The sequence below is a fragment of the Microbacterium sp. F01 genome (genome assembly GCF_056156365.1).
Window position 1 is genome coordinate 2,661,167 of record NZ_CM149592.1, and the last position, 14,323, is coordinate 2,675,489.

The following is a 14,323-nucleotide window of genomic DNA, read 5'->3' on the forward strand; positions in this document are numbered from 1 at the left end:
CCGCCCGGAACGCGCGACGACACGATTCGGACTGTGACCGGTCACAGTTGCGTAACGGTTGCCGAGCAGAGCCTGCGCCCAGCATCCGTCCGGGTAAGACTGTGACCGGTCACAGCCACCGTTGTGACCGACCCGCACCGCAGCACGACCCCTGCACCGACCCGATGGAGCGTCCATGACCTCGCCCGACCGCTGGCCCGAGATCCGGGGCATCGCCTACGGAGGCGACTACACCCCCGAGCAGTGGCCGCGAGAGGTGCGGCGCGAGGACGTCGCCCTCATGCGCGAGGCCGGCGTCAACCTGGTCAGCGTCGGAATCTTCGCCTGGGCCCTCATCGAGACGAGCGAAGGCGTGTTCGACTTCGCGTGGCTCGACGAGCTGCTGGACCTGCTGCACGAGAACGGCATCTCGGCCGACCTCGGCACACCCACCGCGTCTCCCCCGGCGTGGTTCTTCGCGAACCACCCCGACGCCCGCGTCGTCTCGCGCGACGGCGTCACGATGGGCTTCGGTGCCCGAGGCATGGCCTCGCACGCGTCGACCGCCTACCGCGAGGCGATCGTGCGCATCGCCTCGGCGCTCGCCGAGCGCTACGGCTCGCACCCCGCGGTCGTGATGTGGCACGTGCACAACGAATACGGCGTGCCCGTCGGCGAGGACTACTCCGCGCAGTCGGTGCGCGCCTTCCGCGGGTGGCTGCGTGAGAAGTACGGCACGCTCGAGGCCCTCAACACCGCGTGGGGCACGACGTTCTGGGGGCAGCGCTACGGCGAGTGGGATCACATCGGCGCCCCGGCCGCGGCGCCCTCGGTCGTCAACCCGGCGCAGCGCCTCGACTTCGCGCGCTTCACCGACCACCAGCTGCGCGCCTGCTTCATCGCCGAACGCGATGCGATCCGCGCCCACGCGTCGCAGCCGGTCACCACGAACTTCATGGCGAACCAGAGCTGGACCACCGATCTCTGGGCATGGGCTCGAGAGGTCGACATCGTGTCGGACGACCACTACCTGTGGGCGGCCGACTGCGAGGGCGAGATCGGACTGGCGATCGCCGCAGACCTCTCCCGCTCGGTCGGCGGCGGCACGCCGTGGATCCTCATGGAGCACTCCACGTCGGCCGTCAACTGGCAGCCGCGCAACGTGGCGAAGCGTCCGGGCGAGATGGCTCGCAACTCGCTGACCCACCTCGCGCGCGGCGCCGACGCCATCCTCTTCTTCCAGTGGCGCGCCTCACGCTCGGGCGCCGAGAAGTTCCACTCGGCGATGATCCCGCACGCCGGCACCGCCTCCCGCGTGTGGCGGGAGGTCGTCGAGCTGGGCGACGCGCTCGGACGCCTCGACGAGGTGCGCGGTTCGCGCGTCGCCGCCGACGTCGCGATCCTGTGGGACTTCGAGTCGTTCTGGGCGCAGGACCTCGAGTGGCGACCGTCGGTCGACGTGTCGCACGCCGAGCAGATCCGCGCGTTCTACGAGCGGCTGTGGCGTGACGGCATCACGGTCGACTTCGCCCTCCCCGGCCAGGACCTCTCCGGGTACAAGCTCGTGCTCGCCCCCGCGCAGTACCTGCTCAGCGCCGCGGACGCCGCGAATCTCACCCGCTACGTCGAGGGCGGCGGCACGCTCGTGGTCTCGTTCTTCTCGGCCATCGTCGACGAGAACGACGCCGTGCACCCGGGCGGCTTCGGCGCGCCGCTGCGCGATGCGCTCGGCGTCACCGTCGAGGAGTTCCTGCCGCTGCGCGAAGGCGCCCGTCACGCGGTGCAGTGGTCGGGCTCGGCATCGGCCACTCTCCACGCCGACGCGTGGCAGGAGGACCTCGTCCTGCACGGCGCGGACGTGAAGGCGACGTACGTCGACGGCCCCGGCGCCGGCAACGCGGCGGTCACGCGTCACGCGCACGGCACCGGGCACGGCTGGTACATCAGCACCCGATTGGATGCTGCGGGCCTCAGCACCGTCATGACTGACGTGTACGCCGACGCCGGCGTGGCCCCGTCGGGTCACCCCGCAGGCCTCGAGGTCGTCGTGCGCCGCGGCGACGGTGCGGACTACACGATCGCGGTCAACCACCGCGACGACGACACCGCCTTCGCGGCCTCCGGCGTCGAACTCCTCACCGGCGCGGACGTCGACGGCGAGCTCCTCGTGCCCGCGGGCGGCGTCGCCGTCGTCCGCACCGCGCGAACCCACTGACCCACCGAACCCTGCAACACCACATCACCGAAAGGGAAACCATGCGAAAGCAGATCGCACTCGGAGCGCTGGCGCTCACGGCAGCGGTCGTCCTCGCCGGCTGCGCCGGCGGAGGCTCGTCCGACAGCGGCGACGAGGCGGCGGACAGCGGCGCCGAGCTCGTCATCTGGACCGACGAGGAGCGTCAGACCGCCGTCAAGGACGCCGCGAAGGCCTTCGAAGAGGAGACCGGCGCCACCGTCAAGATCGTCAAGAAGAACTTCGAGGACCTCCGCAACGACTTCATCGCGCAGGTGCCGACCGGCGAGGGCCCCGACATCACCGTCGGCGCGCACGACTGGCTCGGCGCGCTGGTCGCCGCCGGCGTCGTCGACACGATCGACCTCGGCGACAAGGCGTCGGAGTTCGAGCCCGTCGCTCTCGAGGCGATGACCTACGACGGCCAGCTGTACGCCCTCCCGTACTCGCTGGAGACCATCGCGCTCGTGCAGAACGCCGACCTCGTCGGCGCCGAGGCCCCCGCGACGTGGGATGAGATGATCCAGAAGGGTCTGGCGTCCGGCGCCGAGCGCCCGTTCGTCATCAACACCGCCGGCGAGACCGGCGACGGCTACACCATGTACGGCTTCCAGACGTCGTTCGGCGCTCCCGTCTTCGTGCAGGACGCATCGGGTTCGTACACGACCGAGGTCGGCATGGGCGGCGCGGCGGGCGAGGCCTTCGCGACGTGGCTCGGCGCCAACGGCACCGCCGGCACCGGCTACATCTCGACGACCGTCGACTACGACATCAACAACGAGCTGTTCAACAGCGGCAAGGCGCCGTACACGATCCAGGGCCCGTGGGCGATCAGCGCCTACACCGACGTGGAGAACATCGCGGTGAACCCGATCCCGTCGGCCGGCGGCGAGACCGCCGCTCCGTTCGTCGGCGTGCAGGGCTTCTACCTCAGCTCGCAGTCGAAGAACGCGCTGCTCGCGCAGGAGTTCCTCGTGAACTACCTCGGCACCGAGGAGGCGCAGCGCGCCCTCTACGAGGCCGACCCCCGCATCCCGGCGTGGTCGACGCTCGCCACCGAGGTCTCGAGCGACCCGATCATCGCGGGCTTCCTCGCGTCGGCCCAGAACGGCGTCCCGATGCCGAGCATCCCCGAGATGGGCTCGGTCTGGGACCTGTGGAACGCGGCGCAGTCGCAGATCATCAGCGGCGCCGACCCGGTGTCGACCTGGAACACGATGGTCGCCGACGTCCAGGCCGCGGTCGAGGGCTGATCCCGGCCGTCTGAAACCCGGTCACCGACATGGTGGCCGACCTGCTCCGGGAGGCGGGTGAGTGCCTCTCCCCGTCTCCCGGATCCCATCCTCTTTCCCGGATCGACCCCGTCGATCCCCCTCACGCCCGGCGATGAGGCCCCGTGACAGGAGCAGACGCATGACGGTGGACGCCCCCACCCTCCCCCAGGCGCCGGCAGAGACGCCGCCCCGCGAATCGCATGCCCGCCGCTGGCGCGGCCCCGGCTGGGGCTTCCTCGCGAAGCTCGGCCTGATGGCCCTCGTCAACGCCTTCGGCGTGATGACCCTGCTGAGCGCGTTCCGCGTCGAGTCGTGGGTCGTCTTCTCGGCGACGCTCGTGCTGCTCCTCGCCGCCGACATCGTCTACTTCACCAAGCGTGCGCTGCCGCTCAAGTACCTGCTGCCGGGCCTGGTGTTCCTGCTCGTCTTCCAGGTCTTCATCTTCGGCTACACGGCGTACATCGCCTTCACCAACTACGGCACCGGCCACGCCGGCACGCAGGAGCAAGCCGTCGAGGCGGCCCTCATCCAGGGCGAGCGCCGCATCGAGGACTCCCCCACCTACCCGCTCTCGGTGGTCGAGCGCGCCGGCGGGCTCGGCTTCGCGATCGTCGACGAGAACGGCGACGTGCTCGTCGGCTCTGCCGAGCAGCCCCTCGAAGAGGCTCGCGACGCCGAGGTCGGCAGCACCGGCGCTCCGTCGGAGGTCGCCGGCTGGGACGTCGTGCCCCGCGCCACCGTCATCACCGACGCCGCCCTCCAGGAGCAGATCGCGAGCCTGCGCGTGCCCGTGTCCGAGGACCCCAACGACGGCTCGATCCGCACGCGCGACGGCTCGTCGGGCGCCGTCTACGAGTCGACTCTGGTGTGGGATGCTGCGTCCCAGACGATCACCGACACCACGACGGGCACCGTCTACACCGCGAACGACAAGGGCTCGTTCGTCGCCGAGGACGGCTCGGCCCTCCCCACCGGCTGGTACGTCAACGTCGGCTTCGAGAACTTCTTCCGCCTGTTCACCGACCCGGCGCTCGCGCAGACGCTGCTGTCGGTCACGGTCTGGACATTCGTGTTCGCGACGCTGTCGGTCGTACTGCCGTTCGCACTCGGCCTCCTGCTCGCACTCATCTACAACGACGCGCGTCTCAAGGGCCGGCGGTTCCTCAGGACGCTGTACATCCTCCCGTACGCGTTCCCCGCTTTCATGTCGGCGCTGCTGTTCCGCGGCATGTTCAACGCCGAGTTCGGGGTGATCAACGACCTGTTCTTCTTCGGCGCGAACATCAACTGGCTGGGCGATCCGTGGCTCGCCCGCGCGGCGGTCGTGTGGGTGAACCTGTGGCTCACCTACCCGTACTACTTCCTCGTGTGCACCGGCGCGCTGCAGGCGCTCCCGCAGGACACGCTCGAGGCGGCATCGCTCGACGGCGCCGGCCGTTCGCGCCAGCTGCGCTCGATCATCCTGCCGCTGGTGCTCGTGGCCACCGCACCGCTGCTGATCTCATCGTTCGCGTTCAGCTTCAACAACTTCACCGTCATCTACATGTTCAACAACGGCGGGCCGGCGATCCCCGGCGCCCCGTACGCGCTCGGCGCCACCGACATCCTGATCTCCGCCATCTACGACATCTCCGGGGTGTCGGGCGGCGCGGCGGACTACGGCCTCGCCAGCGCCCTCTCGATCCTCGTGTTCGCCGTCGTCGGGGGCATCTCGGCGATCGCGTTCCGTCAGACCCGCAAGCTCGAGGAGTTCCAGTGATGTCCACCGCCACCGATGTCGCCGCTGGACCGACCACCCGCGCCCCGCGCGACCGCCGCTCGGCACGCCGGCGCCGCTGGCTGCTCGACGTCGGCTGGAAGTACCTGCTCGCCGTCGTCGTGATCTTCTACGCGATCTTCCCGCTGGTCTACGTGCTGTCGGCGTCGCTGAATCCGAACGGCACGCTCGCCGCGAGCAACGCGCTGTTCAGCGTCATCGACCTGTCGAACTACGCCGCCCTCGGCGAGACGAGCTTCTGGACCTGGGCCGGCAACACCCTCCTCATCGGCGGCATCGCCTCGGTCGGCGCCGTGCTGATGGGCGCCGCGGCCGCGTACGCGTTCTCGCGCTTCCGGTTCTCCGGCCGCCGTGCGGGGCTCACCGGACTCCTCATCATCCAGATGTTCCCGCAGGCGCTCGCGTTCGTCGCGATCTTCCTGATGCTGCTGGGCCTCGGGGAGGTCGTGCCCGCCTTGGGTCTCAACTCCAAGATCGCGCTCATCTGCGTGTACCTCGGCGGCGCGCTCGGCGTGAACACGTTCCTCATGTACGGCTTCTTCAACACCGTGCCGATCGAGATCGACGAATCCGCCAAGATCGACGGCGCCTCCCACGCGCAGATCTTCTGGCGCCTCATCTTCCCGCTCGTGACGCCGATCCTCGCGGTCGTCGCACTGCTGGCCTTCATCGCGGCATTCGGCGACTACATCATCGCCAAGATCGTCCTCGTCTCGGAGGAGAACTGGACCCTCGCGGTCGGCATGTACCAGTGGGTCTCGAACCAGCTCGCGTCCAACTGGGGTCTGTTCGCGGCCGGCGCCGTGATCGCCGCGATACCCGTGCTCGTCCTGTTCCTGTCGCTGCAGCGCTACATCGTCGGCGGCCTCACCGCGGGGTCCGTCAAGGGCTGACCTGCAGCCCGCCCCAGATCAACGTCGATCGGAGAACACCGTGTCCCACCACCCCCGACCCCCGCACCTCGCGGCGGTCGCAGCATCCATCGCCCTGGTCATCACCGGGCTCGCGGCGGCACCTGCCGCTGCGGACGACGGCCCAGTGAAGGCCGGCATCACCGTGCCGAAGGTCGAGAACCTTCCCGCGGACTTCATCAGCGGGGTCGACGTGTCGTCGGCGATCGCGCTCGAGGAGTCGGGCGTCGTGTTCCGCGACGCTGCCGGGCAGCCCGCCGACCTGTTCGACGTGCTCGCCGACGCCGGCGTCACCGACGTCCGCGTGCGCGTGTGGAACGACCCGTTCGATGCGGCCGGCAGCGGCTACGGCGGCGGCGACAACGACGTGGCGCACGCCGTCGAGATCGGCAAGCGGGCGACGGATGCCGGACTCGGCGTCCTCGTCGACTTCCACTACTCCGACTTCTGGGCCGACCCCGCGAAGCAGCAGGCGCCGAAGGCGTGGGCGTCGATGACGGTGGCGCAGAAAGCCGTCGCGGTGACCGACTTCACGACGGACGCGCTCGAGGAGCTCAGGGCCGCGGGCGTCGACGTGCAGATGGTGCAGGTCGGCAACGAGACCAACAACGCGGTGGCGGGCGTCACCGGCTGGGACGGCATGGCGCAGATCTTCTCCGCCGGCGCGTCCGCGGTGCGGGCGGTCTTCCCCGGCGCCCTCATCGCGGTGCACTTCACCAACCCCGAGTCCAGCGGTCGCTACGCCGGATACGCTGCGAACCTCGCCGCGCGCGGCGTCGACTACGACGTGTTCGCCTCCAGCTACTACCCGTACTGGCACGGGACGCTCGGGAACCTCACGGCGGTGCTGAAGAACGTCGCCGATGCGTATGGCAAGAAGGTCATGGTCGCCGAGACCTCGTGGGCATACACGCTCGAGGACGGCGACGGCCACGGCAACGTCATCGACCTCCCCTCTGAGGCCACGCAATACCCGGTGAGTGTGCAGGGGCAGGCGACGGCGGTGCGCGACGTCATCCAGGCGGTCGCGAACGTCGGTTCCGCGGGCATCGGCGTCTTCTACTGGGAGCCCGCGTGGCTGCCGGTCGGCCCGCCGTCGGCGCTGGAGGCCAACAAGGCTCTGTGGGAGGAACACGGCTCGGGCTGGGCCTCGAGCTTCGCCGGCGAGTACGACCCGGACGACGCCGGCCAGTGGTACGGCGGCTCCGCGTGGGACAACCAGGCGCTCTTCGCTCACGACGGCACGCCGCTGGAGTCGCTCAACGTGTTCGCGTACGCCCGCACCGGCGCCGTCGCGCCGCGCGAGGTCACCGCGGTCGGGCCGGTGAACCTCGCCGTCACCGAGGGCGATGCGGTCGTCCTTCCCGCCACCGTGACCGTGTCGTACAACGACGGTTCGTCCGAGACGCAGCCGGTCACGTGGTCCGACGCCGCGACCTGGATCGACGGCCCCGGCATCTACTCGATCGCGGGAGTCACGTCGTCGGGTCTCGCGGCGACCGCCACGGTCGTCGTCGCGCAGAAGAACCTGCTGCTCAGCCCCGGGTTCGAGGGCGACAACAGCCCCTGGACGAAGACCGGTGCGGGCCTCACCGTCGGCGCGTGGGACGACCCTCGCACGGGGGTGCGCTCCGCGCACTTCTGGGCCGCGAACGCGTACTCCTTCACCCTGTCGCAGCGCGTGGACGCCGTCCCCGCCGGATCGTACGTCGTGCGTGGCGCACTGCAGGGCGACGGAGAGGATGCCGTGAGCAGCGTGCGCCTGAGCGTCTCGAGCGGATCGGCCGAGGCATCCGTCCCCTTCTCGATGGACGGCTGGCGCACCTGGTCGATGCCGACGACGGCGCCGATCGATGTGCCTGCGGGTGGCAGCGTGACGGTCGCCGTCACCGCGACGCTCAACGGCGGGGCGTGGGGCACCATCGACGACCTCGAGCTGGTGCGGGCCGCACCGACCGGCGTCGACACCTCCGCCCTGGCCGCGGACCTCGCCGCCGCGGAGGGGATCGACCGCTCGGGCCACACGGCGACGACTGCGGCGGCACTGCAGGCGGCGATCGAGCGGGCGCACATCGTGCTGTCGGCGGATGCTCCGTCCCGCTCCGCCGTCGACGGCGCGGCGACCGCGCTCGCCGACGCCGTCGACGGGCTCGTCGTTCTCGACACCGCCGCGAAGGCACCGGGCCGCGGCATCCTGTCGCACGACAACGGCTGGGACACGGGCCTGAAGGACGGCGCGTACACCGTGCGCATGAACCTGTGGTGGGGCGAGAACGGCACGAAGCTGCGCGTGTTCGAGAACGGCGAGCGCATCGCCACCGTGGCGCTCGCGTATGGCGGCGTCGGCGAGCAGTCCGCCGAGATCCCGGTGGCGGGCAGGAAGAACGGGGTCTACGTCTACACCGGCGAGCTCGTGAACTCGCAGGGCACGACCGCGCTGCAGCCGGTGACCGTCACGGTCACCGACGCGTCTCCCGCAAAGCCCGTGCTGAGCCACGACAACAAGGACGGCGACGGCACCTACGCCGTGACCGCCGACCTGTGGTGGGGCACGAACGCGACGAGCTACCGCTTCTACGAGGGCGACACCCTCGTCGGCGAGGGTGCGCTCGCCGCAGCGACCCCCGGCTCCCAGCGCGCGACGCTCTCGATCACCGGCGCCACGCGGGGCACGCACACCTACCGCGTCGTGTTCGCGAACGACGCGGGCGCGACCACGAGCAAGGACCTCGCGGTCACCGTTCGGAGGTGACAGTGATCCGCCGTCAGCGCTACCCGCGGACGGAGAGCGCGGCCTGATAGAGCTCGCGGCTGGAGTGTCCGGTGAGCCCGGACACTTCGGCCGCGGCCTCCTTCAGACGCAGTCCGCCGCGGACCAGCTCGAGCACCTGCGTGACCGCGTCGGGGAAAGGCACGCCGCGCGCGGGCGCCCCCTCGACGACGATGACGAGCTCGCCGCGGACGCCGGCCTCGGCCCAGGCGGCGAGTTCGGCGAGGGTGCCCCGGGCGACCTCTTCGTGGAGCTTCGTGAGCTCGCGGCACACGGCGCCACGACGATCGGCGCCGAAACCGGCGGCCATGTCGGTGAGCGTCGCCGCGACGCGCGACGGCGCCTCGAAGAACACCATGGTGCGCGGCTCGGAGCCGAGCGCGCGGAACGTCGCTGCTCGCTCCCCCGCCTTGCGTGGCACGAAGCCCTCGAAGGTGAAGCGGTCGGTCGGCAGTCCCGACACGGCGAGCGCGGTCACGACGGCGCTCGGACCGGGGATGGCCGTCACGTCCACGCCGGCCGCGGCGGCCGCCGCGACGAGTCCGTAGCCGGGGTCGCTCACGGTGGGCATGCCCGCGTCGCTCAGCACCAGCACGTCCTGCTCGCGCGCGAGCTCCACGAGCTCGGGCGCCCGCTCCTTCTCGTTGTGGTCGTGCAGTGCGATGAGGCGCGGGCGGTTCGCGATGCCGAGGGCGGCCAGCAGCCGCTGCGTCGTGCGGGTGTCTTCGGCTGCGACGATGGTCGCCTCCTCGAGCGCCTCGACGAGTCGGCGGGACGCGTCCCCCAGGTTTCCGATCGGGGTCGCCGCGAGGATGATCACCCCCTCAGCCTAAACTTGACCGGGTGACGGATGCCCCGCGGCTCGAGGCCGACCAGCCTGCCGCGCCGCTGAACCCCCCGGCACGACCGAGCCTGTACGACCGCTTCGCCCGCCGGCTGAGCACGGACGCGCGCGCACGGCGACTTTATCGGTGGCTCGGTCCTGCCGTCGTCCTGGTCATCGCGGCGGTCCTGCGTCTGTGGAACCTCGCCACCGCGCACGACCTGATGAACCAGTTCGACGAGACGTACTACGTCAAGGACGCCTGGACGCTGCTCAACCTCGGGTACGAGGCATCCTGGCCCTCCGGCGCCAACGAGAGCTTCCTCTCGGGTGACGTGGACGTCTTCACGACCAACCCGTCGTTCGTCGTCCACCCACCTCTCGGCAAGTGGATCATCGCGCTGGGCATGGCGGTGCTCGGCCCGGAGTCCGGCTGGGGCTGGCGCATCACGACGGCCCTGCTCGGCATCGCCTCCGTGCTCGTGCTCATGCTCATCGCGAAGCGCCTCACCCGCTCGACCACGTTCGCCGTCGTCGCGGGCCTGCTCATGGCCGTCGACGGGCTCGCGATATCGATGAGCCGCATCGCGCTCCTCGACACGTCGCTGACGTTCTTCGTGCTGCTCGCCTTCCTCTTCGTGTTGCGCGACCGCGAGCGCACCATGACGCGCATCGCCGAGACCGTCGCCGCCCGCTACGACCGCGACGCGCCGCCGGGCGTGAAACAGGTGCAGTGGGGCCCGGTGCTGTGGAACCGGCCGTGGATCATCGCCGCCGGCGCCGCCCTCGGCGCCGCGAGCGCCGTGAAGTGGTCGGGTGCGTGGGTGCTCGCCGGCCTCGGGGTCTACCTCGTCGTGACGGACGCGCTCGCCCGGCGCCGGGCGGGTGTCCTCTTCTGGCCGACGGATGCCGTGCGCCAAGGCCTCGCGACCTTCACGCTGTTCGTCCCGATCGCACTGGCGGTGTACCTCGCGTCCTGGACCGGCTGGCTCGTCACCGACCGCGGGTACGACCGCCATGCGGGCGGCAATGCCCTCGAGAGCCTGTGGCTGTACCACGTCGCCATGTACACCTCGACGGCGGGGATCATGTCCGGGCACTCCTACGCGAGCCCGGCTTGGCAGTGGCCGCTGCTGTGGCGGCCCACAGGCGTCTACTACCACCACGACGCGCTGGGTGTGAACGGGTGCACCGCCCCGAGCGGCTGCGTCGACGTCATCTCGACGATGCCGAATCCGCTGATCTGGTACGCCGGCGTCGCCGCCGTGCTCTACCTCGCGTACCGCTTCGTCGTCGTCCGCGACTGGCGCTACGCGCTCGTGCTCACCGGGATCGCGGTCACCTACGTGCCGTGGCTGTTCCTCCCCCAGCGCACGATCTTCCAGTTCTACACAGTGCTCGTCCTGCCGTTCATGCTGCTCGCGCTGACGTTCGCCCTGAAAGACATCGCGGGTCCGCCATCGGCGGACTCCTACCGCCGGCTCACAGGCCAGCGGCTCGTGCTCGTGTTCCTCGCTGTCGCGCTCGCACTGTCGGCGTTCTGGTACCCGATCATCTCGGCGATCACGGTGCCCTACGACTTCTGGCACCTGCACATGTGGCTGAACAGCTGGGTGTGACCGCGTCTCACGCCGTCAGGTCGGCCGCGTCGGTGACCGGCAGCCGGCACGCGAAGTCCCGGCAGTCGTAGGCGGTCGGGCGCCCATCGCGCTGCCCCTTTTCGGCGAACAGCTCGAATCCCGCCTCGGCCCACGAGAGCGCCTGTTCCGGCGACACGATGCTCACGACATCGGCACGGATGCTGCGCGCCGCCGTCGCAAGCGCGCCTCGGGGGTCGTCCGTGACGACGACGACCTGCCGCGGCGGTTCGGCGACGCCCGCGGCGACCCGCAGGAGCGCGCCGTACGCGAGCGGCTGCGCGAGGGCGACGGGAGCATGGGCGGAGATCAAGCGCTCCGCGATCACCCGGTAGGGGTCGCCGGCGCCCAGCACCCAGAGTGCCGCCGCGGCCTCCGCGACCGACGCGGCGCCGGACGGCTCGTCGGCGTCGGACGCGGAATCCGGCGCTCCGATCCCCTGCTGCGACAGCACCGGATCTCCCCCACCCGGAACGGCGACCCGGCCGTCGGCGCCGACGCAGGCGTCGACGAGCTCTCTGGCCCGCACGGCGTAGGCGACCTCGCCGGTGGCGACGGAGAGTGCGAGGAGGCCCGCGGCGAGCTGCCCGTGGTCCGCGAGCGTCGCGTGGGCCCGCGACGGCACCTCGTCGAGCGAGGCGCGCAGCAGGCGTCCGTGCGCGGTGACGTTGACCTCGAGCACGGCGTCGGCCGCCCATCGGGCCGCCTCGATCCAGGATGCCTCTGCCAGCCGCGCGCCCGCGCGCGCGAGTGCGCCGATCGCAAGGCCGTTCCAGCCGCTCACCACCTTGCCATCGACGGCCGGGGGTTCAAGACCGGCCCGGTCCGCGGCATCCCGTGCGTAGTAGCCGCCCTCGCTGCGAGCGCCGTCGATCCACGACTCCGAGTCCTGTGCGGCGCCGAAGCCGCCCCCGGGCTGCTGCAGCACGTCGCGCAGGAAACCCGCGATGCCGCGAGCCACGTCTTCGCGGGACGGCACGGCGTCCATCGCGACGTCGAGCAGCTGCGCGTTGTCGGTCAGCATGCGCTCGTAGTGCGGCACCGTCCAGTCGGGTCGGGTCGCGTACCGGAAGAATCCGCCCTCCACGGCGTCGCGAAGCGGCGACGCGGCCATCGCGGTGAGCGCACGGTCGGCGACGACGGAGGCCCTGGATGCCCGCTCGCGGACGACCCGCGTCTGCAGGAAGCGCAGAGCCGTCGCTACGGGGAACTTCGGGGCGCCGGCGCCGGGGTCGCCGAACCCGCCGTGACGCGGATCCTCCCGGGCCGCGAGCGCGTGGGCTGCATCGACCAGGTCTGCGGCGGACGGCATCGTCGTCTCTGGGGCGGGCGAGGAGTCGCGGACCTCCGCCAGGGCGCCGGCGACGGCATCCGCCGTCTCGTCGATCTGGTCGCGCCGCTCGGTCCAGGCCTCGTGGACGGCAGCGAGAACTTGCCGGAACGCGGGCATGCCCGCACGCGGCTGCGGCGGAAAGTAGGTCCCGGCGTAGAACGGTCGCCCCTCCGGCGTCGCGAACACGGTGAGCGGCCAGCCGAGGCTCGGCGAGAACGCGGAAGCCGCCGCCATGTAGGCCGCGTCGACTTCGGGATGCTCCTCGCGGTCGACTTTGATCGACACGAACCCGGCATCGAGTTCGGCCGCCGTCGTCTCGTCTTCGAACGACTCCCGGGCCATCACGTGACACCAGTGGCACGTCGAGTAGCCGATCGACACCATGACGGGAACGTCTCGGCGTCGCGCCTCGGCGAATGCCTCCTCGCCCCACGGAAACCACGCGACCGGATTGCCCGCGTGGGCTCTCAGGTACGGGCTCGTCGCTTCCGCGAGGCGAGGGTTCACGGCATCCGCTCCTGCCGCTCTTCGGCGGTCAGTTGACCTCGTCGGGGTGCGCGCTGACGCGACCCGTGCCGTCGCCGGGCTCCATCGCGTCGATGGCGGCGATCTCGTCGGCGGTGAGCTCGAAGTCGAAGACGTCGAGGTTCTCCTCGAGGCGCTCGCGGCGCACCGACTTCGGGAAGACGATGAACCCCTTCTGCAGGTGCCAGCGCAGCACCGCCTGGGCCGGGGTCTTGCCGTGCGCCTCAGCCGCCGCGGCGACCGGTGCGGCGCCGAACAGGTCGTACTTTCCCTGCCCGAGCGGACCCCACGACTCGATCTTCACGTCGTGGGCGGCGGCCCAGTCCGTGATGTCGCGCTGCTGGTGGGCCGGGTGCAGCTCGATCTGGTTCACGGTCGGGACCACTCCGGTGGCCGACACGATCTTCTCGAGGTGCGGAACCAGGTGGTTCGAGACGCCGATGCTGCGCGTGAGGCCCGCGGCGCGCAGCTCGATGAGCTTCTCCCACGCGTGCAGGTAGTTGTCGTGGGCGGGCGTCGGCCAGTGCACCAGGTACAGGTCGACCTGCTCGAGTCCGAGCTTGGCGAGGCTCTCGGCGATCGCAGCGTTGGGCTCGTCGCTGTCGTGGCGGTCGTTCCAGAGCTTCGTGGTGATGAACAGCTCGTCGCGCGCGATGCCGCTCGCCGCGATGGCCGCACCGACGCCTTCTTCGTTGCCGTAGATCGCGGCGGTGTCGATGTGGCGGTAGCCGACCTCGAGCGCCTCGGCGACGGCCCGCTCGGTGTCGGCCGGCGGCACCTTGAAGACGCCGTAACCGAGCTGAGGGATCGTGTTGCCGTCGTTGAGGGTCACGCTGGGGACTGTCATGGTTCTCAGCCTAGAAGTCGAAGTCGGCGTCGGGGTCGTCCTCGGCGTCAGGCAGCTGCGTTGCCGGGTCCGCTGTCGGCGACCTCGAGCCGACCCACTCGTGTGAGCCGGAAGTTCATCGTCGTTTTCGGCAAGTTGCTGCCGGCGAACCTCGCGACGACGTACAGCCACGGCGGGGACCGCCGAGCGACCGGCCGGACGGGATACGATCGAA

9 protein-coding genes are annotated in these 14,323 nt (G+C 70.7%); 6 read left to right on the top strand and 3 right to left on the bottom strand.

Annotated features, from left to right (window positions below; all coding sequences use genetic code 11):
* Positions 1 to 175 precede the first annotated feature (175 nt).
* From ACVN90_RS12230 to ACVN90_RS12250, 5 genes are all read left to right on the top strand, one after another.
* On the top strand, positions 176 to 2,194 hold the full coding sequence (locus ACVN90_RS12230) for a beta-galactosidase (RefSeq protein WP_475098514.1): 2,019 nt from the start codon (positions 176 to 178) through the stop codon (positions 2,192 to 2,194).
* A 41-nt stretch (positions 2,195 to 2,235) separates the two neighbouring features.
* A complete protein-coding gene (locus ACVN90_RS12235) occupies positions 2,236 to 3,465 on the top strand; it encodes a sugar ABC transporter substrate-binding protein (RefSeq protein ID WP_475098515.1) in 1,230 nt (409 codons plus the stop codon).
* A gap of 160 nt (positions 3,466 to 3,625) precedes the next feature.
* Positions 3,626 to 5,245, top strand: coding sequence for an ABC transporter permease subunit (locus tag ACVN90_RS12240; RefSeq protein WP_475098516.1), 1,620 nt, complete (start codon positions 3,626 to 3,628; stop codon positions 5,243 to 5,245).
* Positions 5,245 to 6,156: a sugar ABC transporter permease gene (locus ACVN90_RS12245; RefSeq protein ID WP_475098517.1), complete on the top strand. Its 912-nt coding sequence runs from the start codon at positions 5,245 to 5,247 to the stop codon at positions 6,154 to 6,156. The genes ACVN90_RS12240 and ACVN90_RS12245 overlap by 1 nt, the downstream gene beginning before the upstream one ends.
* A 40-nt stretch (positions 6,157 to 6,196) precedes the next feature.
* Entirely contained in the window at positions 6,197 to 8,926 is a 2,730-nt protein-coding gene (locus tag ACVN90_RS12250) for a glycosyl hydrolase 53 family protein (protein WP_475098518.1), read from the top strand.
* 19 nt (positions 8,927 to 8,945) lie between these two features.
* On the opposite strand, the gene rsmI is transcribed toward ACVN90_RS12250, so the two are convergent.
* Positions 8,946 to 9,764 (bottom strand): 16S rRNA (cytidine(1402)-2'-O)-methyltransferase, encoded by an 819-nt coding sequence (gene rsmI / locus ACVN90_RS12255; protein ID WP_475098519.1) that lies wholly within the window; start codon positions 9,762 to 9,764, stop codon positions 8,946 to 8,948.
* 23 nt (positions 9,765 to 9,787) lie between these two features.
* Between rsmI and ACVN90_RS12260 the strand changes: the two genes are divergently transcribed.
* Positions 9,788 to 11,386 (top strand): dolichyl-phosphate-mannose--protein mannosyltransferase, encoded by a 1,599-nt coding sequence (locus ACVN90_RS12260; protein WP_475098520.1) that lies wholly within the window; start codon positions 9,788 to 9,790, stop codon positions 11,384 to 11,386.
* Positions 11,387 to 11,393: 7 nt separating this feature from the next.
* On the opposite strand, the gene ACVN90_RS12265 is transcribed toward ACVN90_RS12260, so the two are convergent.
* Together ACVN90_RS12265 and ACVN90_RS12270 are read right to left on the bottom strand one after the other, a co-directional pair.
* Positions 11,394 to 13,244 (bottom strand): thioredoxin domain-containing protein, encoded by a 1,851-nt coding sequence (locus tag ACVN90_RS12265; protein ID WP_475098521.1) that lies wholly within the window; start codon positions 13,242 to 13,244, stop codon positions 11,394 to 11,396.
* A gap of 28 nt (positions 13,245 to 13,272) precedes the next feature.
* On the bottom strand, positions 13,273 to 14,109 hold the full coding sequence (locus ACVN90_RS12270) for an aldo/keto reductase (protein ID WP_475098522.1): 837 nt from the start codon (positions 14,107 to 14,109) through the stop codon (positions 13,273 to 13,275).
* Between the last annotated feature and the right edge of the window lie 214 nt (positions 14,110 to 14,323).